Genomic DNA, 23,347 nt, shown 5'->3' on the forward strand with positions numbered 1-23,347 from the left:
CTCGCAACCGCACTCGCACTCCCCCTCGCACTCGCGGCAACCGGCCCTGCGTCGGCGGCGACCGGGACCGTGACCGGCTGGGACGAACTGAAGGCCGCGTTCCTGATCGACGGAAACACGATCGTCCTGGGAGCTGACATCGCCGCCCCGTCCGGCGAATCCCTCGAGATCGAATCAGGCGAAGAGATCACCCTCGACCTGGGCGACGCGGCGCTGACGATCGACGACCCCGCGAGTGAGTTCGCCGCGATCGGCGTCCCCGACGGCGCAATCCTGACCATCACGGCCAGCGGCGACGGCACGCTGACCGCGACCGGCGGATACGCCGGAGCCGGAATCGGCGGCAACTACGACGAGGCGTCCGGAACGATCATCATCGAGGGCGGCGCCGTCACCGCGACGGGAGGCCGCCACGCGGCAGGAGTCGGCAACGGTGCGTATGGCGAGGGAAGCGCCATCACGATCACGGGCGGCACCATCACCGCGACCGGCGGCGACTCCGCTGCAGGAATCGGCGGCAGTCTGTACGGCGGCGGCGGCACGGTCACGATCGGCGGCGGCATCGTCACCGCGACGGGCGGCGACGACGGAGCAGGGATCGGCGGAGGCTACACGGGCGACGCCGGCACGGTCATGATCACCGGCGGCACCGTCACCACCACGGGCGGCGACTCGGCAGCCGGGATCGGCGGCGGCTGGGGCGGCTCCGCGGCCGACACCACCATCACCGGCGGCAGCCTCGCCGCGACCGGCGGAGAGTACGGGGCGGGAATCGGAGGCGGCCGCAACGGCGACGGGGACACGACCACCATCACCGGCGGCAGCATCACCGCCACCGGCGGGTTCTGCGGCGCAGGAATCGGCGGCGGCTGGGGCGGCGACGGGGGCACGACCACCATCGCCGGCGGCAGCGTCACCGCCACCGGCGGGCTCTATGGAGCAGGAATCGGCGGCGGTGCCAACGGCGACGGCGGCGCCACCACCATCACGGGCGGCACCGCCACCGCCGCCGGGGGCATCCAGGCAGCCGGCATCGGCGCAGGCGACACCGGAGTAGCGGGCGGTCTCGACGTGCAGGGGACCCCAGATGCCGGCGCGGCCACCCACGGCGGAAACCCGGGCGGGTCTGAGATCACCAACTCCGCCACCCCCGCCGGTGTCGGCTACTCGGCGGTGACATCGACCGCGTCCGGCGGCGGTCAGGTCGCGATCGGCTTCCACTACCTCGTGACGTTCGAGCTGGCGGGCGGGAGCGGCACACCCAGCGTGACCGTCGACCACGGCGACACGATCCCCACCCCCGCCGATCCGACCCGTGCCTCGTACACCTTCACCGGTTGGACGGTCTCTGGCGCCGCCTACGACTTCGGAACGGCGGTGACCGAGCCGTTGACCCTCACGGCAACCTGGGAGGCGCTTCCGGCCCCCGACGACCCGAGTGACGACACCAGCTCCGGTGGCTCCGGTGAGTCGGGGAGCTCCGGTGAGTCCGACAGCTCCGGCAGCTCCGGTGGCTCCGGTGGCTCCGGTGAGTCCGGCAGCTCCGGTGGCTCCAGTGAGTCCGACAGCTCGGGTGGCTCCGGTGGCTCCGGTGAGTTCGGCAGTTCCGAGAGCTCCGGGAAATCCGACGAATCCGAGATCACGGGCCAGAGCGACAACTCGGCGAGCGACCCGGTCGCCGGCACCTCAGACGGCGGGCCCGGCTCCGATGGCGACACCGAGCCACAAGACGCGACCGATGAAACCCCCTCGGCGAGCTCCGACGCCCACAACGCCGCCGACGCGAACGAGGCGACGCCGCTGCTCCTGGCGCTGCTCGTGCTGGGCGCGGCCGTGGCCGTGGGGGTCGCCCTCCTCGCAATCCGGCGTCGCGGCGCACCCTAGATCCGCGTGAGGACTCGCGGACGGTCACGCCGTACCCGCGCCCTCTCCGTACCGCGCGCCCTCCCTTCAGTGGACAGAGCGTTCCACTGCTACGGTCGAGGGGCTCGAGACGGGGACCTGTGACCCTGTCGTGCCTCGCACGAACCGGAGATCCCCCTGTGATTGCTCGCCCTGTTGTCCGGAACTCCGCTCTCGCCGGCGCCGTCGCTCTCACCATGGCACTCGCCGCCGGAGCTCCCGCCTCGGCGGCCACCGTCACCGTGAGCACCTGGGGTGACCTGCAGACCGCCTTCGCGAGCGACGGCGACACCGTGGTGCTCGGCGCCGACATCGCCGCCCCCGCCGACGAATCACTCGCCGTCGACGCCGGCGAGACGATCACCCTTGACCTGGGCGGCCACACCCTCACGATCTCGAACGCGCCGGAGGATTCAGCGGCGATCAGCGTGCCTGCCACCGCGACCCTCACCATCACCGCGACGGGCGGCGGAGCCCTCAACGCCACCGGAGCGCAGTATGCGGCCGGCATCGGCGGCAACGCGGCCCAAGCTGCCGGCACCGTCATCGTCGACGGCGGCACCGTCAACGCCACCGGCGGCGACTACGCGGCAGGAATCGGCAGCGGAGTCGTCGCCGTCGGAGGCACCGTCACGATCACCGGCGGCCGCGTGACCGCCACCGGCGGGGAAGGCGGGCCGGGCATCGGCGCGGGCGGCTACGCGGGCGGCGGCGCGACCACGATCAGCGGCGGCAGCGTGACCGCCACCGGCGGCGACCATGCGGCCGGCATCGGCGGCGGCACCGTCGGCGAGGGCGGTGTCACCACCATCACCGGCGGCACGGTCACCGCCACGGGTGGCGGGGCCGGCGCCGGCATCGGCGGAGGCAGCGTCGGCCACGGCGGCACCACCACAGTGTCTGGCGGCAGCGTCACCGCCACCGGCGGCGAGGACGCAGCTGGCATCGGCGGAGGAGGCGGCGGCGATCGTCACGGCGGCATCACGACGGTTTCCGGCGGCAGCGTCACCGCCAGCGGCGGCGCCTCGGCAGCCGGAATCGGGGGCGGCGTCGACGGCGACGGCGGCGACGTGACCCTCACCGGCGGCACCGTCACCGCCACCGGCGGGGCGGGCGGCGCTGGCATCGGCGGCGGCGTCGCGGGCGCCGTCGGAAGCCTCGACGTTCACGGTGTTGCGGATGCCGGAGCGGCAACCAGCGGAGGCCCGCCGAACGCCGCGCCGATCAGCAACCCCACCACGCCAGCCGGGGTCGGCTATGCGGCGGCGACCTCAACGGTCAGCGCGGGCGGGCGGCTCATCCTCCGGTTCCACTACCTCATCACCTTCGACACGGCCGACGGCAGCCCCACCGCGGAGGTGACGGTCAGCGACGGCGACATGCTCACCGCACCGACGGAGCCGACGCGCGATGGCTACGTCTTCACGGGCTGGACCCTCGATGGCAGCCCCTTCGACCTGCCCACCTTCGCGACCGGGGCGATGACGCTGGTCGCTGACTGGGCTGACCCGCCCACCGCGACCGAACCCGACGCCGACGCCGACGCCGACGCCACACTGGCCGCGACCGGGGTCGACGCAACCGCGGTGATCGCAGTCGCGGGCATCCTGCTGCTGGTCGGAGCCGGTCTCGTGATGGCGCGGCGACGCACGGCGCGCTGACGCCCGAGCTCCGGCCACGGGGGCGGAAAGCGGGCGCCGATGCTCTGCTGTGCCGTTCGTGCGAACCCACGAACTCGCGCTTGCCGCGCCGCCGTCCGCGAGGGGTGAAACATCCCCAAATCGTCCGGTGTCTGAGGATCCCCCTGCTACGGTCGACGGACGCCCCGGCGTGCACTCCGTTGCCGCCCCATGATGACGGAGTTCTTTCGTGACCACACGCCATGTCGTGCGCACCGCTGCGCTCGCCACCGCTCTCGCCTTCCCGTTCGCTCTCGCGCTGGCTGCCCCCGCAAGCGCGGCGACCCTTACCGCTGGCACGTGGGGTGAGCTGAAGACCGCGTTCGCCACCGCTGTCACCGGCGACGTGATCCAACTCGGCGACGACATCAACGCTGATGCCGGCGAATCGGTCAGCGTCGCTGCGGGGCAGGACATCACGCTCGATCTGAACGGGCACGAGCTCGACATCGTCAGCCCCGCCACCGGGCTCGCTGCCATCGGCGTTCCGAGCGGCACCGCACTCACGATCGAGGGCGACGAACCCGGAAGCCTCCTCGACGCGGAGGGCGCGCCCTCGGCTGCGGGGATCGGCGGCGGCGACGGCGAAGACGGCGGCACGATCATCATCAACAGCGGCATCATCGTCGCCATCGGCGGGCCCTCGGCCGCGGGTATCGGCGGCGGCGAGGCCGGCGACGGCGGCATCACGATCATCAACGGCGGCACCGTGCTCGCCGAGGGATCGTACGGCGCGGGCATCGGCGGCGGCGACGGCGGCTTCGGAGGGTCCGGCGACGGCGGCGTGATCACGATCAACGGTGGCACCATCACCGCGTTCTCCGAGGGGAACGGTGCGGGCATCGGCGGAGGCGACCAGGGCAGCGGAGGCACCATCACGATCAACGGCGGCGACGTGACGGCCACCAGCGACGAAGCCGGCGCCGGGATCGGCGGCGGCAACAACGGCAGCGGAGGCACCATCACCATCAACGGCGGCGCTGTGACGGCCGCCGGAGACGAAGCCGGCACCGGCATCGGCGGCGGCTACCGGGGCGACGGCGGCACCATCACCATCACCGCCGGCAACGTGACCTCCACCGGCGGCGACTTCGCCGCGGGGATCGGCGGCGGTTACCTGGGCGCCGGCGGCACCATCACCATCACCGGCGGCGACGTGACCTCCACCGGCGGCGAATTCGGCGCCGGCATCGGCGGCAGCTACGAGAGCGACGGCGGCACCGTGATCCTCACCGGCGGCAGGATCTCGGCGACCGGCGGCGCGGGTGGCGCGGGCATCGGCGGCGGCGAGGATCCGACGTGGATCGGCCTGCTCGACATCCAGGGCACCCCGGATGCGGGCGCCGCGACCGACGGCGGCGACCCGAACGCCGCCACGATCACCAACAGCGTCGAACCGGCGGGCGTCGGATACTCGGCCGTCACCGCGACCGTCAGCTCCGGCGGGCAGGTCATCGTCGGCTTCCACTACCTCGTCACCTTCGACACGGCCGGCGGCAGCGGCCCCAGCAGCGTGACCGTCAACGACGGCGACACCCTCGCCGCGCCGACCGACCCGAGCCGCGACGGCTACGCGTTCGACGGATGGACGCTCGACGGCAGCGCTTACGACTTCGCCACCGCCGTCACCGGGCCCATCACGCTCACCGCCAGCTGGGCCAGTGCGCTCGCGGCGACCGGTGTCGGCGCGGAGTTCCTGCTCGGCGGCGCGGGCATCCTGCTTGTCGGCGGTTTCCTCCTCCTCCTCCTCGCAGTGCGGCGCCGACTCGTTCCGCGCAACGCCCCCGGCCTTCGGTAGACAACACGTTCCACTGCTACGGTCGAACGGCTGGTGACGGGGCTCTGCGAGCCCGTCATACCGCTCGCACGAACCGGAGACCCCCTTGCTCGCTCGCCCCGCCGTCCGCAACGCCGCGCTCACTGCCGGGCTCGCCCTCACACTGGCGCTCGCCGCCGGAGCCCCCGCCTCCGCGGCCACGGTCACCGTCACCACCTGGGGCGATCTGCAGACCGCGTTCGGCAACGACGGCGACACCGTCGTGCTCGGCGCCGACATCACCGCCCCGGCGGGCGAGTCGCTGGCCGTCGACGCGGGCGAGGCGATCACGCTCGACCTCGGCGGCCACGCCCTCACGGTGACCGGGCCCGCCTCCGAGACGGCGGCGGTTCGCGTGCCCAGCACCGCCACCCTCACCATCCAGGCCACCGGCGGCGGCACTCTCACCGCGACCGGCGCCGTCTTCGCGGCCGGGATCGGCGGCAACGGCGCCGACGGCGCGGGCACGGTGAACATCTCGAGCGGCACCATCACGGCGACCGGAGGCACGTATGCGGCGGGAATCGGCGGCGGCGGCGACGGAGGCGCGGGCGGCGTTATCACCATCTCCGGAGGCACCGTCACCGCGTCGAGCGGCGCGTACGGCGCGGGAATCGGCGGCGGAGCCAACGGCAGCGGCGGCACCGTCACCATCAGCGGCGGCACCGTCTTTGCCACCGGCGGACGGTGGGCTGCGGGCATCGGCGGCGGACAGAACGCCGCGGGCGGCACCACCACCATCAGCGGCGGCACGGTCTCCGCGACCGGCGACGAGCGTGGCGCCGGCATCGGCGGCGGCAGCAACGGCGCGGGAGGCACCACGACGATCAGCGGCGGCACCGTCACCGCGATCGGCGGCTACTGGGCTGCCGGGATCGGCGGCGGCGGCGTGTTCGGCGACGGCGGGATCACCACCATCCGCGGCGGCACCGTCACCGCCACTGGCGGCGACGAGGGGGCTGGCATCGGCGGCGGCAACTCGGGCGCGGGCGGCACCGTCACCGTCACCGGCGGGAGCGTGGACGCCACCGGCGGCGTGCGCGGCGCCGGCATCGGCGGCGGGCGCTTCGGCGACGGCGGCACCGTCACGCTCTCCGGCGGTCACACCTCCGCCACCGGCGGCGACGGCGCGGCCGGCATCGGCGGCGGCAACAGCGGTGCTGCGGGAACCCTCGACGCCCATGGAACCGCGGATGCGGGCGCCGCGACCGACGGCGCAGGCCCGAGCGCGGCTCCGATCACCACCTCGATCGCCCCGGCCGGCGTCGGGTACTCGGCGGTCACCTCGACGGTCGGCACGGGAGGACGGCTCGACCTGCAGTTCCACTACCTCGTGACCTTCGACGCCGCCGGAGGCAGCGGCCCGAGCAGTGTGACCATCAACGACGGCGACACCCTCACTGCAGCGGCTGACCCGAGCCGCGACGGCTACGCCTTCGCCGGCTGGATGCTCGACGGCAGCTCCTACGACGTCACCACACCGGTCACCGCGCCGATCACCCTCAGCGCCACGTGGGTGGCCGTGCTCGCCGCGACCGGGGTCGGCGGAGAGCTCCTGCTCGGCATCGCGGGCCTCCTCGTGGCCGCCGGAATCGCCCTCGTGCTTCTGCGGCGCCGCACGAACGCCTGAGTCCAGTCCCGGCGGGGTGCCGCGAGCATGGACGGCGGCGCGGCGGTCCCGCCGTCGCGCGCGCCCGCAGCAGCACTCCCGCGACACTGGCCCCGACCTCGACGGTGACGACGTAGCCGTCGACCTCGCATGAGCGCAGCTGCGCCCGATTGGCCACCGCCACCCGCTCGGCGACCGGGCAGGGCGAGCCGGGCGCCAAACCGCGGGCCGCATCCGCCGCCGCGAGGGCGGCGTTGTCGGCGGCGCCGATGACGCGCTGCCGCTCGGCGAGCGCCCCGCCCAGGCCGACCGCGGCGAGCGCCAGCACCACCAGGGCGCCCAGCAGCGCGAGGCCGAGCACCGAGCCCGCGCCCGTGTCGGATGCGACGGCCGCGTCACCGAATCGCCTCACAGCCCACCCGCCAGCGCACAGCTGCGCGCCTCCAGGCGGATGCCGAGCAGCCCGCCCGCTCCGCTCGGCGTCAGCGCCAGCTCGGCGCACACGAGGTCCCCGTCCGCTCGGCGCTGAAGGCTCGCCCCCGGCACCTGCGCGGCGAGACGCCCCGTCACCGACGCCGTGGCGTCGCCGCGCGCGAACCCGCGCGCCGCATCCGCCGCCGCGTCGTTCAGCCGAACCGCGAGCGCCCCGAACTGAATGCCCGACATGAGCGCGAGGAACACCAGCAGCACCGCGGGCAGAGCGACCGCGAACTCGGCGACGACGCTGCCGCGGTCAGCCCGCCACGGTGAGCGCATTGCGCACCAGGTCGGTGAGGATCTGCTGCACCTCGCCGGAGCGCAGGATCACCACCAGAAGGCCGGCGAAGCCGACGGCGGCCATGATCGTGATCGCATACTCGGCGGTCGCGGCGCCGCGGTCGTCGTCGCGGAGGACTCGCCAGCGCGCGCTGGCGAGTCGGGTGCCGCGGGTGCCGCGGGTTGCGGGGAGCGGGTGGTCGTACATTCGAACCTCCAGGTCGGGTCGGCGGCACGAGTGAGACCAGCCTGCCCACCGTGATCACGCGACGAGGTGTGACGCGTTCAGTGCGGGCATGGTCCCACTCCGAGCTCCGCTGGGGAGGAACGGTGCAGCGGAGCCGATGAGGAGGCGCCCCGTCCGGAGCACCTCCTCATCGGCATCGCCGAGCTACACCGCGCTGCGACCGCGCAGACGCACCGCCGCGCCCCCGGCGAGCAGCAGCACCGCCGCCACCACCAGCAGCGGCAGGAACACCGTCTGCCCCGTGGTGGCGAGGACGTTGCCGTGGCTGTCGACGGTGAAGCTGGCCCAGCCGATCAGCTCCCCGGAGCGATCGACCACCACGACACGGTGCACGCCCGGTTCGAGATCGTCGGGCAGCGTCGCCGTCGCCGTCGCCGTCGCGTCGGTCTCGTGCCAGCCCAGGAACTGCGGCGTCGAATGGACGAACATCCCGACCCACGAGTCGGCGTACTCCGCCGGCAGGGTGATCGTAACCTTTCGCCCATCAAGCGACAGCGTCACGTCGCCGCTGTCTCCGGCGAGTTCGTCATCCGCGATCGGATCGGGCGTTCCGGTCGGCGGCACGCCCGCAGACCCGTCCGAGCCTCCCGCGGCCGACGTGGTGAACGACCACACCAGCGACGAGACGGTGTTGCCCGCCGCGTCGGTCATGTCGACATACCAGTGCAGGGATCCGTCGACGGGCACATCGCCCACCGGCACCGACACCCGCGTTCCGGGCTCGACATCGTGCACCGTGCCGAGTTCGGCACCGGTGCGCACCGTCGCCGCGACGAAGTCCGTCGCCACCGAGCGCTCGGTCGGCTCGAGGGTGATGTCACGCACGAAGTTCTCCGCGCCGATGCAGGCCTCCGTCATCTCGATCTCGACGTCCGGCGCCTCGGAGCGGGATTCGCAGCCGAGTTCGTCCCACGCGTGGGTGTTCGCCGTGTCGAAGACGGTGAACGTCTCGTTGGTGAAGGTCTGCGCGGCCGGATCCAGCTTGAGGTAGCGCATGTAGCCGCCACCCTCGGTCGAGTACTCGTTGTCGACGTGCTGGTAGTTGCCCTGCACCTGCAGCACGACACGACCGTCGTCGAGGCGATGCACCCAGACGTACGAGGTCTTCTTGTGGCCGGACAGAATCGCGCGCACGTTCGGGAACGGCTGGATGATCTCGCTCATGAAGCGTTCACCCTGACCCAGCAGCACCCCAGTATCGCTGAACTGCTCGTGCGTCCCGATGATGACGTTCGCATCCGGATGCGTGCGGATGACGTCCTTGACCCACTCCCACTCCTCGTCGGTCGCCGACCAGGTGAGGTAGACGAAGAGGTAGTCGGCCTCCGGGGTCGACACGTAGTCGTAGTGCTGGACGTTGTCGCTGATGGTGCCGCCGTACCAGGCGTTGTCGGCGAATCGATGCTCGCCGAAGTACTCGCGGTAGTGGGCGTAGCCGCTCTCGTAGTCGTGGTTGCCCGAGACGACGCCATACGGAACGCCCGCCTCATCCAGGATGCTCATGGCGGCGTCCGCGTTCACCCACTGCGGGTCGCTCGACGGGATGTCGACGATGTCGCCGGTGTGCACCGTGTACGCGATCTTGTCCGCATCACTGTTGTCGGCGATCCACTGGGTGATGGCCGCGTACGACGCCGCGTCACGCGACGAGTAGTACTGCGTGTCGGTGACCCAGGCGAAGTTGACGACTCCGTCGGTGGTCGGCGCGATGTAGCCCGGGCGCACCTGAACCAGGGCGATCGCGCGACCGTCGCGGACGACGTCGGCCGCGGGGACCGAGCCCTCGAGGTTCGTGTACGCGCCGCCGTCGGGCGCCTCGTCGACCGTCACCCACTCCTCGGACGCGAAGTCCCAGGCCGACAGCACGACGCGCTGGCCGGTCGGGGCGTCACCGCGCCAGAAGATCTCGACCACACTGTCGGACGTTGTCCCCTCCGGCATGGCGATCTCGAACTGCTGGAAGGGATAGGCCGCCGTCGAGCCCTGTTCGACGGTCTCGGCGTCGATGCTGTCGAGCCGCCCCAGAACGCCCGCGTCGAGTTCGGCGCCGGCGCCGGGCGACGGGCTGCCGTCCGTGGTCGTTCCGCCGCGGGCGTCGATGTGGCCCGCCTCCACGCCGGAGACCACCTCGGCCTCGGCGAAGCGGACGTCGACATCGGCGCCGGGCGTCGACACCGTGACGCTCAGTTCCACGTCACTTGGCGACACGCTCGCGGCGTGTGCGGCAGGCGCCGGGTCCGTGGCGACATACGTGCCGAGCTCGAAACTGATCGTCTCGCTCGTGCGGTGGCCTGCTGCATCCTCCGCGGTCGCGGTCAGTTCGTGCGAGCCGAGCTCCAGCAGACCGGCGAGCGACGCGCCGTTCTCGACGGCGAGTCCGTCGACCGTGATCGCCACGGGCACCGACCCGTCGGTGGCGTCGGAGCCGGTGACGTCGACGAGGAGCTCGTCGAAGATCGAATACGTGACTCCCGCAGCCGGGCGACGCAGCTCGAGCGCGGGCGCGGTGTTGTCGACGACCACATCGGCCGAGATCTCCCCCGCCGCATCGCTCACCGTGACCGTGCGGATTCCGTCGGGTGTCGTCGTCGTGTCCCACGCGTAGTGCAGGCGGGACGAGGCGTCGGGCGCCGCGGCGGTGAACGTGAACGGATACGCCTCCTCGTACGGGTTCCGGTCGTAGCCGACGTTGATCCGTTCGGCGGCCGATAACGCGTCGGTGTAGACGGTGCCGTCGTCGAGCACGATCTTCAGGTTGCGGAGGTAGACGCGATCGGGGACCCCCGACGAGTTGGGTCCGGAGACGAACGAGACGGTGTTGCTGCCGGGGCTCAGCGTTCCGGTCGGGAAGGCCGAGCTCTCGAGCGTGACGAAGGCGCCGACCCCGCCGCCGCCCGGTGCCGCATCGACCGCAGGCATCGGGAATTCGACGCCGTTGACGAGGATGCTGTAGTCGGTCTTGCCGCCGTCGTAGCTATTGACGTCGACGAGAAGCTTGCCGCCGCTGATCGCGGGCTCCAGCGACCGCTCGGTGCCGTCGATCACCAGCGTCACGGGCGCGGCGCCGTCAACCACGACCGGGATCGACCCGGAGACCAGCTCGCCCTCGGCGAGCGACAGCGACAGTTCGCCGCTGCTGCCCGGCCCGCCGGCGGCGGTCACGTTGATGTCGAAGCTGTAGGAGAACTCGTGCGGATCGCGGTCATAGCCGACGTTGATGATCGTCCCGGCCGAGACGGCATCGACGAACTCGCGGCCGTCGTCGAGCACGACCTTGATATTCGTCAGATAGACGCGGTCGGGCAGACCCGAGCCGTTCATGCCCGGGGTGAAGACGATCGTGTTGACACCCTCGTCCAGCGTGCCCGCCGCGAACGACTCGCTCTCAATCAACGTCGGCGTCGAGCCTGCCGCGGTCGACTGCACGGAGGGCAGCGCGACGGTCGAGCCGTTCACCGACAGCGAGTAGGTCCACTGCCGGTCGTAGCTCGTGACCTCCATCGTGACCTTGCCGCCGGGAACGGCGTCCGCGGCAGTCACATCGACGTCGAAGCTGTATGAGAACTCGTGCGGCACCCGGTCGTAGCCGACGTTGATGATCGTGCCAGCCGAACCCGAATCCTCGAAGACGCGACCGTCGTCGAGCACCACCTTGATGTTGGTCAGATAGACCCGGTCGGGCAGACCCGAGCCGTTCATGCCCGGGGTGAAGACGATCGTGTTGACACCCTCGTCCAGCGTGCCCGCCGCGAACGACTCGCTCTCAATCAACGTCGGCGTCGAGCCTGCCGCGGTCGACTGCACGGAGGGCAGCGCGACGGTCGAGCCGTTCACCGACAGCGAGTAGGTCCACTGCCGGTCGTAGCTCGTGACCTCCATCGTGACCTTGCCGCCGGGAACGGCGTCCGCGGCAGTCACATCGACGTCGAAGCTGTATGAGAACTCGTGCGGCACCCGGTCGTAGCCGACGTTGATGATCGTGCCAGCCGAACCCGAATCCTCGAAGACGCGACCGTCGTCGAGCACCACCTTGATGTTGGTCAGATAGACCCGATCCGGAACGCCCGACCCGTTCATGCCGGGCGTGAACACGATCGTGTTCGCCCCCTCCTCGAGCGTCCCCGCCGCGAACGAGGCGCTCTCGATGAGCGTCGGCGTCGAACCCACGCCCGCCGACTGCACGCTCGGCATCGAGACGTCCGCACCGTTCACCGACAGCGAGTACGACCACTGCAGGTCGTAGCTCGTGACCTCCATCGTCACCTTGCCGCCGGGAACGACCTCGCCGGCCGCGGCCGCGGGTTCGGAGGAGTCGGCGGCCGCGACACCGAGGCCGAGGCCGAGCACCGTGACCGCGAGAACGAGCGCAGCCCCTCGGTGAAGAGAGCGGCGAAGGGAGTGGAACACGGGGGGGCCTTTCGTCAGGGGGATCGAACGGGCAAGCTCGCCCGATCGTGCTGATCCCTCATGTCCCGAACCTGGATGCCGAGTGAACGGAAGCTCAACAACTCAGAGCAGCGGGCGTCCGCGTTCGCGAATCCGCGGGATCACGAGACCGAGAATGACCAGACCCGCCACCCACAGCGCTCCCACCGCCGCCCCCGCCCACGGCACCTCGTCGCCACCGCCGGCCGTCGCCACCGGCGATGCGAGCTGCCAGGTGTGGACGTCATCCGCCTCGGTGTAGATGAAGCTCTCCCCGCCCTCGCTCGTCGCGAGCACCTCGTAGCGGGGATCGAGATCCATCAGAAGGGTCGCGGTGATCTCCACCTCGGAGCCATCGGCGATGTCGTTCGCGCACTCGAAGCGCACCGAGACCCCGGCCGACCCCAGCGCGGACGTGTCGCCCACCACTCCGGCGCACGGCGCCCCGGCCTGCACGACCTGCAGCGTGTCGAGTAGGTACTCGGCGAAGACAGGATCCGCCCCGAGCACGGTCATGTCGTCAACGTCCGACTCTTCGGCGATCAGCGTGCCGGTCTCGTCGTAGACAAACGTGCTCTCAGCATCGATTGCCCCCAGCCGGAATCCCAGAGCGCTCAGGTCGTCGACCGCGCTCGTCCAGTGCAGCGTCACGGTCGCGCCCGCCGTCGAGATGAGAACCGTCTGGGGCGGCCCCTCGGGATGCGCGGCCGCCGGGCCGGCGAGCGCCACCGATGCGACGACGATCGCGCCCGCTGCGAGAGCACGGAGCCCGCTCCCCCGCGCGCTCATGCAGCGGCCCCGCGCATCGCATCACCGGATGTCCGCCGCGGCCACGCGAGCGCGAGCATCACCACCAGGAACAGCCCGTACGCGACGATCGGGGCGGCCGAGATCAGCCCGAACGCGGGCTCCAGGATCGAATCGGCGTCCACCTGCAGCGCCGCGAACCACGCAAGCCCCGCCGCGACGCCGACCACGCCGACCACGATGCGCAGCACCATGTATGCCGGGCTCGCTGCCGCGGCAGCCAGGAACGGCACCGTCAGCACGACCCCGATGAGTTGGGCGAGTTCGATCCCGAGGTTGAAACCGAGCATCGCCAGCACCGCATCCCACACCGGGAGATCCAGCTCCACAATCGTGGTCGCGAACGCGGAGCCGTGGACGAGCCCGACGACGCCCGCCAGGACGGCCTCCCTCCGACCAAGGATCGGGCGGACGCAGTGAATCGCCATCAGAGCGATCGTCGCCGCGACGGCCGACTCGACGAGGCGCACGGGCAGTGCCACCCAGCCGAGCCCCACCACCACGAGCGTCATAGAGTGCCCCAGCGTGAACGCGGTCACGGTCTGGACGACGCGCACCAGCGTCCCGCGCGACGTCTGCCTCGGGTCGCGAACCCAGCGGGTCGGGGCTCGAGAAAGCGAGAGCGGGGCGACGAGGAGCAGGAGCGCGAGAAACAGCAGGTGGTCGTATCCGTCGGCGATGTGCTGCATGCCGTACGCGAGCATGTCGGCGACGGTGGCCGAGGCGGCCGCCGCCGCGATCGTCACCGTGGCGCTGGCTCCGGTGAGGATGCCGACCAGCTCGCGGTTGCCGGAGTCGCGAAGCGCCGAGACGTAGATCGCGTGGCGGTCATCGTCCTCGACGACGAGCGTCGCGGTGACGGTGACGGGCGACGGGAAGCCGGGTGCCGTCGCGGAGCCGGAGGCGACCGCCGTCTCGAGGCCGTTCACGGTCTCGATGACCACGCTGTCGATGGCCGTGTCGAAGGGCACGCCGTCGGAGTCGTGGAACTGCAGCTGGCGGACAATGACGTCCGCGACCGCGTCGCCGTTCGCACTGCTCGGGTCGACCCGCACCCCCGTCGCGCCTTCGAAGTCATCGAGGGGAACCTGGAGTTCGATGTCGAGACCGGCGTCAGTGAACTCGATCAGCAGGGCGCTGCTGCCGGTCGGATGGGCATGAGCCGGCGGAGCGTGCACCTGCGACGCGGTGACCGCCGCGATGAGCCCCAGCCCGGCGATGGCGCCGCGGAGGACAGGAAAGCGAGATCGCATCTGCGGAGTGTCGAGCGCGCGCGTGAATCGGAAGTGAACGCTCGGTGTCGGCGAAGAACGACGGCGCTAGCCGAGCAGCTCGGTGGAGGAGATGATCGCGATCCCGATCGGCACCACCCCGAGTAGCACGAACGCCGGCAGGATGCACAGCCCGAGCGGCAGCACGAGCCGGGTGGCGAACTCTGCGGCGCGCCGGGCGTCGGCGGCACGGGCGCGGCGGCGCTCGGCGACGGCGGCGCTGCGGGCCAGCGCGCCGACGGGAATGCCCGCCCGCGTCGCGGAGGCGAGCTGGCGGTCGAGCTCGGCCGCCTCCGCCGGCAGGTGCACCTCGGCGAGCGCGTCGAGCACCCAACGACGCGCCCGCGCGGGCGAAGCTCCCCCGCCCAGCGCCACCGCGAGCAGGTCAAGTGCGAGCCCCGGCGCCGGGCTGCGTGCCGACGCCGCCCGCCAGAGCCGACGATTCCAGCGGCCGGCGAGCACGAGCAGGCTTGCGCCGACCACGAGGCACCCCCAGCCGAGGCCGCTGCCGACCAGGGCGCCGAGCCCGTCGATGCCGAGAATTCCGCCGAGCAGCAGACCGAGCGGCGGCAGCGCCAGCACGATGCGCGAGGTGGCGCGCGGGCCGGCGAGCGCCGTCTCGAGTTCGCGCTCACCCTGCGCGAGTTCGCGCAGCACCTCCGCCAGCCGCGCCAGGGTCGGCGCGAGCGGGGCGCCCGCCTCTGTCGCGACGCGCCACACGGCGGCGAGCGCGCGCAGGCTGTCGCGCTCGGCGCTCGGACGCTCGTCGAGCACGGCGAGCACCCGGTCGGCGCTCGCCTCCGCCCCGCCCGCGGCGACCAGTCCGGCGAACGTGTCGGGTGCGTCGACGGCCAGCTCCCGCCAGGCGGCGCCGGGGGCAAGCCCCGCCTCGAGCAGCACGGCGAGGCGCTCCACCAGCTCGGCGTGCGCATCCACCGTCGCGCCCGCCTCCGTCACCACTGCTCCACCGCGAGCCGGTCGCGTGCGCCCAGCCGAAGGCGGCCGAGCGCCTCGATCCGGCGGGCGCCGTCGTCCCCCCGCCCAAGGTGGATCACGGCGTCGAACGCGCTCACCGTCTGACGCGCCAGCGCCGACGGCCCCCACCCGGCGAGCGCGCCGAGCGCCTCCAGCCGGGCCGGCACGTCGGCGGGAGAATTCGCGTGCAGCGTGCCAGCGCCGCCGTCGTGCCCCGTGTTGAGGGCCATCAGCAGCTCACGGAACTCGGGGCCACGACACTCGCCCACGACGAGTCGGTCCGGTCGCATCCGGAGCGCCTCCCGCACCAGCCGGTCGAGCCCGATCGCGCCCCGCCCCTCCAGGTTCGGCTGACGCGCCGACAGCGCGACGACGTGCGGATGCGCGACCCGCAGTTCGGCGACGTCCTCCACGACGACGATGCGCTCGCCCGGCGGCGCCTCGGCCAGCAGCGCGGCGAGCAGCGTCGTCTTTCCGGTGCCCGCGGCGCCGGTGATCAGCAGGTTCGCGCGGCGCGACACCAGTTCGCGCAGCCGGTCGAGGCGCACCTCGTCGACGACGTCTCGCTCGGCGAGCTGGGTCAGGCTCCAGCGCTCCGGCCGGGCCTGGCGAATCGAGAGCGCCGCGCCGCCGGCGCTGATCGGCGGCAGCACGGCGTGCACGCGCCGGTGGCCATCGAGCGCCACATCAGCGCACGGCGTCGCCTCGTCGACGTGCCGATCGCCCTGCGCGAGCAGACGGGTGGCGAGTTCGCGGGCCTCGCGCGGCGCGAGATGCAGTCCCGGCACGAGATCGGCGCCTGTACCCCGATCGACCCACACGCTGCCGTCAGGATTGACGAAGACGTCGGTCACCTCCGGGTCCAACAGGCTCGCCAGCGGCCCCCAGACGGCGGGCTGGGGCGCCTCACGCGCGCGCGGCGCCTCGGCGGGAGCGAGCATCGGACGCGCGACGAAGCGCTCCCCCGGCTCGCCCGCGCGCGCATCCATGTCGTCACGGTGCCCGAATGCGAGCAGACGCGCGCTGGAATCGCGCGGAATCGTGGGCTTCTCCCCCGAAAAGCGGCGGGGAACGAGGCGATGCGCCGAATCGGCGGCGTCTGGGCTCCGCGTCGGCGAAGTCCGGGAACCGGTCCCGCGAAGCGCGACCGCAAGACGTGCCGGTTAAACAGAGGGGCGGCGCCCATTGGGGGGAACGGGCGCCGCCACAGCAGCGCAGGATTGGGGGGAATCTTGTGCGCCGCATGCCGAGCTTGCGCCCGGATGGCTTGAGTGTACTCCAAAAGGAGGACACCGCAACGGAGATTCCCCGAGAAAACGCTGATGTTGATGACAACTCGGTGACGATGTTGTTCCGAGGCGCCGTTCGGACGCGAAACACGACGTCACACGCCCCGCGGCCCGGTCCGCCGCGCCCGATAGGATCGTCGCGTTCACCAGATGATTCCACGCGATCGCCAGGCACGGTCGCGGGTCGAGCGAGGATAACGACGTCCATGAATTCGATTGACAGCCTGATGCACGAGAACCGCCGGTTCGCGCCGAGCGCCGAGTTCGCCGCGAACGCGATCGGCTCGACCGAACTCGCCGAGGCCGCCACGGCCGACCGGCTGGGGTTCTGGGCCGAGCAGTCCCGGCAGCTCCTGCATTGGCAGACCCCGTTCACCGAGACCCTCGACTGGTCGAACCCGCCGTTTGCGCGCTGGTTCGGCGACGGCAAGCTGAACGTCGCCGAGAACTGCCTCGACCGGCACGTCGCCGCCGGCAACGGCGACCGGGTCGCCATCCACTGGGAGGGCGAGCCGGGCGACACCCGCAGCCTCACCTACGCCGAGCTCACCGCCGAGGTGAAGCGCGCCGCCAACGCGCTCGAAGCGCTCGGCATCGGCCAGGGCGACCGCGTCGCGATCTACCTGCCGGTCATCCCGGAGGCCGTCATCGCCATGCTCGCCGTCGCGCGCCTCGGCGCCGTGCACTCCGTTGTCTTCGGCGGGTTCAGCGCCGAGAGCCTGCGCGCCCGCATCGACGACGCGGAGGCGAAGCTCGTCATCACCGCCGACGGCGGCTGGCGCAAGGGCCGCGTGTTCGGACTCAAGGGCACCGTCGACACGGCGCTGGCCGCCGACGCCATCGACGGCAACCCGAGCACCGTGCAGCACGTGCTCGTGGTGCGCCGCGGCGAGAACGAGGTCGACTGGACCGAGGGCCGCGACGTCTGGTGGCACGACGCGCTCGAGGCGGCGGATGCCGAGCACGAGCCGCGCGGCTTCGAGGCCGAGAACCCGCTTTTCATCCTCTACACCTCCGGCACCACCGGGAAGCCGAAGGGCATCCTGCACACCAGCGGCGGATACCTGACCCAGGTCGCGTACACCCACAAGAACGTGTTCGACCTGCACCCCGAGACGGATGTCTACTGGTGCACCGCCGACGTCGGCTGGGTCACCGGGCACAGCTACGTCGTCTACGGCCCGCTCGCCAACGGCGCCACGCAGGTCATGTACGAGGGCACCCCCGACACGCCGCACCCCGGCCGCTGGTGGGAGCTGATCGAGAAGTACAAGGTGTCGATCTTCTACACGGCGCCGACCGCGATCCGCTCGTTCATGAAGCTGGGGCGCGAGATCCCGGATCGCTTCGACCTGTCGAGCATTCGCGTGCTGGGCAGCGTCGGCGAGCCGATCAACCCGGAGGCGTGGATCTGGTACCGAGACGTGATCGGCGGCGGCAGCGCCCCGATCGTCGACACCTGGTGGCAGACCGAGACCGGCGCGATCATGGTGTCCGCGCTGCCCGGGATCACGGAGCTGAAGCCCGGAAGCGCGCAGTGCCCGGTGCCGGGAGTCTCGATCGGAATCCTCGACGAGGACGGCACGCCGGTGCCGCACGGCAGCGGCGGACTCCTGGTCGCGACCGAGCCGTGGCCGGCGATGCTGCGCGGCATCTGGGGCGACCCGGAGCGGTTCCGTGAGACCTACTGGTCGAAGTTCGCCGAGGTCGAGGGCGGGCCGATGTACTTCGCCGGCGACGGCGCGCACTACGACGAGGACGGCGACGTCTGGCTGCTCGGCCGCGTCGACGACGTGATGAACGTGTCGGGCCACCGACTCTCGACCGCCGAGATCGAGTCGGCGCTCGTCGCGCACCCCTCCGTCGCCGAAGCGGCGGTCGTGGGCGCCTCCGATGAGACGACCGGCCAGGCCGTGGTGGCCTTCGTCATTCTGCGGCAGGAGTTCGCCGACGAGATGGCGGTGGATGCCCCGGTGCTGCTGCGCTCGCACGTCGCCCAGCAGATCGGCGCGATCGCGCGCCCGCGCGACATCTACATCGTGGCCGAGCTGCCCAAGACCCGCTCGGGCAAGATCATGCGGCGACTGCTGCGCGACGTGGCTGAGGGGCGCGAGGTCGGCGATACGACGACCCTCGCCGACACCAGCGTGATGCAGGTCATCTCGGACAAGCTCGGCGGCGCCTGAGGCGCGCGCGGGCCTGCGCCCGCGCGCGCACAGCGTCTAGTGGAACTCGAGGACGAGCTCGACCTCGACGGGCGAGTCGAGTGGCAGCACGGCCACTCCGACCGCGCTGCGCACGTGCTGGCCGGCCTCGCCGAAGACCTCGCCGAGCAGCTGCGACGCGCCGTTGGCGACGGCGGGCTGGCCGGTGAAGTCGGGGGTGGATGCCACGAACACGACCGCCTTGACGACGCGCGTGACGCGGTCCAGCGATCCGATCGCGTCCTCGGCAGCGGCGAGCGCGTTGAGGGCGCAGATGCGGGCGTATCCGGCGGCGTCCTCGGGCGTGACCTCGCCGCCGACCTTGCCGGTCGCGGGGAGCGCCCCGTCGATGAAGGGGAAGCTGCCCCGCGGTGTAGACGAGATCGCCGGAGACGATCGAGGGAATGTAGGCGGCGACGGGCTTCGCGACGGCGGGCAGGGTCAGGCCGAGCTCGGCCAGACGCGCGGCAACGGCGCTCACGCGGACGCCTCCGAGGCGACCGGGCGCTTCAGGTAGGCCACGAGTCCGCCTTCGGGACCGGTCACCACCTGCACGAGCTCCCAGCCCTCGCTGCCCCAGTTGTTGAGGATCGCGGCGGTGTTGTGGATCATGAGCGGTGTGGTCAGGTATTCCCACCTGGTCATCTTTGTGCTTCCGTTCAGCTTGAAGTTCGGAGTCGTCCCGTACCCTAAAGACTATGCCTGCCCAGAATCTGACGGCTGGCGGGGTGCTCGGTGCGATCTTCGGAACGCTTGGCCTGAGCGCGCTCGCCGGACTGCTTGTGACCGTCATGGTCGCCCCTGCCATCGCCGTGACCGGTGTCACCGCCAGCAGCACCATCGGGATCTTCGACAGTCTTCCCGACTACATCGAGCTCGACGAGGGTTCGCAGCAGAACCAGATCGTCGCCATCGCCGACGACGGCGACGTCGTCAACATCGCGACGGTGTTCTACCAGAACCGTGAGCAGATCAGCCTCGAGGAGATGAGCCCCTACCTGGCGCAGGCGGCCATCGCGGGTGAGGACCGCCGCTTCTACGAGCACGGCGGTGTCGACCTGCCCTCGGTCATCCGTGCGGCGCTCGGCCAGGCGACCGGCGCAGATGCGGGTGGAGCCTCGACGCTCACGATGCAGACGGTGCGCAACATCATCGTCACCCAGATCGTCAACAACCCCGACTACGACGTCGAAACCCAGACGGAGCTGATCGCGGAGGCCCTCGACCCCTCGATCGACCGCAAGCTGCGTGAGATGAAGCTCGCCATCGGGCTGGAGCAGCGGTACACGAAGGAAGAGATCCTCACCGGATACCTGAACATCGCCGGTTTCGGCGGCAACACCTACGGCGTGCAGGCCGCCGCCGAGCAGTACTTCTCGAAGAGCGCCGCGAACCTGACGATCGCCGAGGCCGCGAGCCTCATCGCGATCGTGCAGTACCCGAACGCCCGCAGCCTGGCGACGCCCGACAACTACGCGGCCAACCAGGAGCGCCGCGACGTGATCCTGACGGCGATGCACGAGGAGGGCTACATCACGCTCGAGGAGCGCGACGAGGCGCTCGCGATCCCGGTGGATGAGGAGTTCGTCGACTACTCGGCGCCGAAGAACGGCTGCCTCGCGGCGAAGACGCAGTACCGCTTCGCGTGCGACTACGCCACGCGCCAGGTGGAGACCCTGGCCAGCCTCGGCACCACCGAGGAGGAGCGCGCCGAGAACTGGAAGCAGGGCGGCTACACGCTCGTGCTCACGATCAACCCGAGCCTTGCCAAGACCGCCAACTCGACGGTGAAGAAGTACGCCCCGGCCGATGAGGATCGGTTCGAGTTGGGCGCCGCCGTGTCGAGCGTCGAGGTGGGCACCGGCCGCATCATCGTGATGGCGCAGAACAAGACCTTCGACAACACACTCGACGGCGGAGGCGATTCGACGACCGCCGTCAACTTCAACACCGACCTCGCGGGCGGCGGCGGCAGCGGCTTCCAGCCCGGGTCGACGTACAAGCCCTACGTGCTGCTCGCGTTCCTGGATGCGGGCCACGGCGTGAACGAGGCCTTCGACGCCGGCATCACCGAGTTCAACTACGCCGAGTTCTTCGACTCGAACATCGGCGGAACCTACGGCGGCACGACCTTCAAGGTGCGAAACGACGCGGGCGAGAAGGGGTCGTACACGGTCGTCCGCGGCACCGCCGGCTCGGTCAACTCGGTGTTCATGCAGATGGCCGCCGATGTCGACCAGGCTCGCATCGCCGAGCTCGCTGCGTCGATCGGCGTGCACCGCGGCGATGGCGCGACAGACGGCTCCGACCTGGCGACGAATCCCTCGTGTGCGATCGGTGGCTGCGAGAACAACATCGCGCCGCTGACGCAGGCCGCGGCCTACGCGGCGATCGCCAACGAGGGCGTGTACTGCGAGCCGATCATCATCGACACGGTCATCCAGCCGGACGGCACCGAGGTGCAGGGTCAGCCGCAGGTCTGCGGCCAGTCGCTCGTCTCGCCAGAGGTCGCGAACACGGCCGCCTACGCGATGGCGTCCGTGATGACGGGCACCGCGGCGGCGTCGAACCCGTACGACGGCACCCCGTACATCGGCAAGACCGGAACGACGGATGCCTCGGTGCACACCTGGATGGTCGGCACCTCGACCCGCGTCGCGACGGCCGTCTGGGTCGGCAACATCGTGGGGACGCAGGCGCTGCGAAGCATCTACATCAACGGCATCCAGGCTGCCGTGCTGCGTCACACGATCTTCAAGCCGATCGCGCTGGAGATCGACAAGCGCTTCCCGGGCTCGGCGTTCGCCGATCCTGACCCGGGTCTGCTGACCGGCAACCCGGTGACCGTCCCGGACGGCCTCATCGGCGGCACGCCGCAGGCGGCGAAGTCCGCGATCGAGCTGGCGGAGCTGACGTACAAGGACGCCGGGGAGGTCGACTCCGACCTGCCCGAGGGCACCGTGGCGAAGATCTCGCCGAGCGAGGGCTCGTCGGTGCCGCGTGGCACCGAGGTGAAGGTCTATACCTCGAACGGCAAGTCGGCGGTGATCCCCGACGTCTCGACGCAGGGCTATGACTACTCGACCGCCGAGACGGTGCTGATCGACGCCGGGTTCACGAACGTGATGGAGGCGTGTGTCGTCGCCACCGTGGATGACCCGCCCGCCTCGATCGGCACCGTTGTCGCCCAGAACCCCGAGGCGGGTTCGGTGAAGAACAAGAACTCGGCGATCACGCTGACGGTTCGAGAAGTCGCCTGCGCGTGAGTGCTGAGCTTCGCCGCGTCGGCGCCGGAATCGGCGCCGTCGCGGCGCTCGGCGCGGCCGCGTTCGCCTACGGCGCGCTCGTCGAGCGGGTGCGCTGGACGGTGCGCGAGGAGACGCTGCCGATCCTCGCGCCCGGCTCGCGTCCGATCACGATCCTGCACCTGAGCGACCTGCACCTGGCCCCGTGGCAGCGCTCGAAGATCGACTTCGTGCGCTCGCTCGCGCGGGTGGAACCCGACCTGATCGTCAACACCGGCGACAACCTGGGCCACCGGGACGCGATCCCGGCCGTGGCGGAGGCTCTGGAGCCGTTCCGCGACGTGCCCGGTGTCTTTGTGCACGGGTCGAACGACTACGTCGGCCCGACCTTCAAGAACCCGTTCCGCTATTTCAGCGGCCCGTCGAAGTCGCACAGCGAGGGTGCGAAGCTCGACACCGCCGCCCTGGAGCACCTGTTCGTCGAGGGTCACGGCTGGTCGGACCTGAACAATCGCGCCGCCGCGATCGAGCTGAAGGGCACCGCGTTCGAGTTCGTCGGCACGGCGGATGCGCACCGCGGCTGGGACGACCTCGGCTCGATCCCGGCGAACCTGGAGGCGGTGCGCGAGAACGTGGAGTGGACCGACAAGGTGGCGCTGCCGCCGCTGACGGTCGGCGTGACGCACGCCCCCTACCAGCGGGTGCTCGATGACTTCGTGACGGAGGGCGCCTCGCTGCTGTTCGCCGGGCACACGCACGGCGGCCAGGTGCGCGTGCCGGGCATGCCGGCGCTGGTCACGAACTGCGACATTCCGCGCGAGCAGGCGCAGGGGCTGAGCGTCTGGCGGCACGCGCGCGGCGCGGCGCTGCTGAACGTGTCGGCGGGCCTGGGCACCTCGATCTACGCGCCGGTGCGCTTCGCGTGCCCGCCGGAGGCCGTTGTGCTGACCTTGACCGAGATGCCCGCAGAAATCGGCTATCCTTGACAGGTTGCCGTTCACGGCAAGTGCATCACCGGGGTATGGCGCAGCTTGGTAGCGCGCGTCGTTCGGGACGACGAGGCCGCAGGTTCAAATCCTGTTACCCCGACCAATGCAAAGAGGGACCGGATTTATTCGGTCC

The 23,347-nt window shown here is 71.2% G+C and carries 15 protein-coding genes, 1 tRNA gene and 2 pseudogenes; 8 read left to right on the forward strand and 10 right to left on the reverse strand.

Going from position 1 to position 23,347, the window contains the following annotated elements; genetic code table 11:
* The first annotated feature begins 69 nt into the window (after positions 1 to 69).
* From AC0L6Y_RS09750 to AC0L6Y_RS09765, 4 genes are all read left to right on the forward strand, one after another.
* Positions 70 to 1,884: an InlB B-repeat-containing protein gene (locus AC0L6Y_RS09750; RefSeq protein ID WP_473551577.1), complete on the forward strand. Its 1,815-nt coding sequence runs from the start codon at positions 70 to 72 to the stop codon at positions 1,882 to 1,884.
* Between the two features lie 215 nt (positions 1,885 to 2,099).
* On the forward strand, positions 2,100 to 3,563 hold the full coding sequence (locus AC0L6Y_RS09755) for an InlB B-repeat-containing protein (RefSeq protein ID WP_473551580.1): 1,464 nt from the start codon (positions 2,100 to 2,102) through the stop codon (positions 3,561 to 3,563).
* A 208-nt stretch (positions 3,564 to 3,771) separates the two neighbouring features.
* Positions 3,772 to 5,379 (forward strand): InlB B-repeat-containing protein, encoded by a 1,608-nt coding sequence (locus AC0L6Y_RS09760; RefSeq protein WP_473551582.1) that lies wholly within the window; start codon positions 3,772 to 3,774, stop codon positions 5,377 to 5,379.
* 85 nt (positions 5,380 to 5,464) lie between these two features.
* On the forward strand, positions 5,465 to 7,027 hold the full coding sequence (locus AC0L6Y_RS09765) for an InlB B-repeat-containing protein (protein ID WP_473551585.1): 1,563 nt from the start codon (positions 5,465 to 5,467) through the stop codon (positions 7,025 to 7,027).
* A 103-nt stretch (positions 7,028 to 7,130) separates the two neighbouring features.
* On the opposite strand, the pseudogene AC0L6Y_RS09770 reads toward AC0L6Y_RS09765, so the two are convergent.
* The 8 genes and pseudogenes from AC0L6Y_RS09770 to AC0L6Y_RS09805 all read right to left on the reverse strand — a co-directional run.
* Positions 7,131 to 7,508 (reverse strand): annotated as a pseudogene (locus tag AC0L6Y_RS09770) (Rv3654c family TadE-like protein); the annotation flags it as partial.
* Positions 7,415 to 7,762, reverse strand: a complete 348-nt coding sequence (locus AC0L6Y_RS09775; protein ID WP_473551589.1) for a TadE family type IV pilus minor pilin — start codon at positions 7,760 to 7,762, stop codon at positions 7,415 to 7,417. The pseudogene AC0L6Y_RS09770 and the gene AC0L6Y_RS09775, both read right to left, overlap by 94 nt.
* Positions 7,740 to 7,970: a DUF4244 domain-containing protein gene (locus AC0L6Y_RS09780; RefSeq protein WP_473551592.1), complete on the reverse strand. Its 231-nt coding sequence runs from the start codon at positions 7,968 to 7,970 to the stop codon at positions 7,740 to 7,742. The genes AC0L6Y_RS09775 and AC0L6Y_RS09780 overlap by 23 nt, the downstream gene beginning before the upstream one ends.
* A 183-nt stretch (positions 7,971 to 8,153) precedes the next feature.
* Positions 8,154 to 12,416, reverse strand: a complete 4,263-nt coding sequence (locus AC0L6Y_RS09785) for a metallophosphoesterase (RefSeq protein ID WP_473551596.1) — start codon at positions 12,414 to 12,416, stop codon at positions 8,154 to 8,156.
* A gap of 102 nt (positions 12,417 to 12,518) precedes the next feature.
* Positions 12,519 to 13,223, reverse strand: a complete 705-nt coding sequence (locus tag AC0L6Y_RS09790) for a hypothetical protein (RefSeq protein WP_473551599.1) — start codon at positions 13,221 to 13,223, stop codon at positions 12,519 to 12,521.
* A complete protein-coding gene (locus AC0L6Y_RS09795; protein ID WP_473551602.1) occupies positions 13,220 to 14,494 on the reverse strand; it encodes a HupE/UreJ family protein in 1,275 nt (424 codons plus the stop codon). The genes AC0L6Y_RS09790 and AC0L6Y_RS09795 overlap by 4 nt, the downstream gene beginning before the upstream one ends.
* Before the next feature lie 66 nt (positions 14,495 to 14,560).
* Positions 14,561 to 15,469, reverse strand: coding sequence for a type II secretion system F family protein (locus AC0L6Y_RS09800; protein ID WP_473551606.1), 909 nt, complete (start codon positions 15,467 to 15,469; stop codon positions 14,561 to 14,563).
* Positions 15,466 to 16,476, reverse strand: a complete 1,011-nt coding sequence (locus AC0L6Y_RS09805; protein ID WP_473551609.1) for a TadA family conjugal transfer-associated ATPase — start codon at positions 16,474 to 16,476, stop codon at positions 15,466 to 15,468. The genes AC0L6Y_RS09800 and AC0L6Y_RS09805 overlap by 4 nt, the downstream gene beginning before the upstream one ends.
* A gap of 506 nt (positions 16,477 to 16,982) precedes the next feature.
* On the opposite strand from AC0L6Y_RS09805, the gene acs reads away from it, so the two are divergent.
* Positions 16,983 to 18,962 (forward strand): acetate--CoA ligase, encoded by a 1,980-nt coding sequence (acs, locus tag AC0L6Y_RS09810; RefSeq protein ID WP_473551612.1) that lies wholly within the window; start codon positions 16,983 to 16,985, stop codon positions 18,960 to 18,962.
* A gap of 36 nt (positions 18,963 to 18,998) precedes the next feature.
* Here the strand turns inward: acs and AC0L6Y_RS09815 are convergent.
* Together AC0L6Y_RS09815 and AC0L6Y_RS09820 are read right to left on the reverse strand one after the other, a co-directional pair.
* Positions 18,999 to 19,461: pseudogene (locus AC0L6Y_RS09815) on the reverse strand (RidA family protein).
* Positions 19,458 to 19,625: a DUF4177 domain-containing protein gene (locus AC0L6Y_RS09820; protein ID WP_473551615.1), complete on the reverse strand. Its 168-nt coding sequence runs from the start codon at positions 19,623 to 19,625 to the stop codon at positions 19,458 to 19,460. The pseudogene AC0L6Y_RS09815 and the gene AC0L6Y_RS09820 overlap by 4 nt, the downstream one beginning before the upstream one ends.
* A 53-nt stretch (positions 19,626 to 19,678) precedes the next feature.
* Between AC0L6Y_RS09820 and AC0L6Y_RS09825 the strand changes: the two genes are divergently transcribed.
* The 3 genes from AC0L6Y_RS09825 to AC0L6Y_RS09835 all read left to right on the forward strand — a co-directional run bounded on the left by AC0L6Y_RS09825 (position 19,679) and on the right by AC0L6Y_RS09835 (position 23,317).
* On the forward strand, positions 19,679 to 22,246 hold the full coding sequence (locus AC0L6Y_RS09825; protein WP_473551618.1) for a transglycosylase domain-containing protein: 2,568 nt from the start codon (positions 19,679 to 19,681) through the stop codon (positions 22,244 to 22,246).
* Positions 22,243 to 23,211, forward strand: a complete 969-nt coding sequence (locus AC0L6Y_RS09830; RefSeq protein ID WP_473551620.1) for a metallophosphoesterase — start codon at positions 22,243 to 22,245, stop codon at positions 23,209 to 23,211. Before AC0L6Y_RS09825 ends, AC0L6Y_RS09830 begins: the two co-directional genes overlap by 4 nt.
* A 29-nt stretch (positions 23,212 to 23,240) precedes the next feature.
* Positions 23,241 to 23,317: transfer RNA gene (locus tag AC0L6Y_RS09835), tRNA-Pro, on the forward strand.
* Positions 23,318 to 23,347: the final 30 nt, after the last annotated feature.

Source organism: Pseudolysinimonas sp. 10J20-29, from assembly GCF_055809595.1.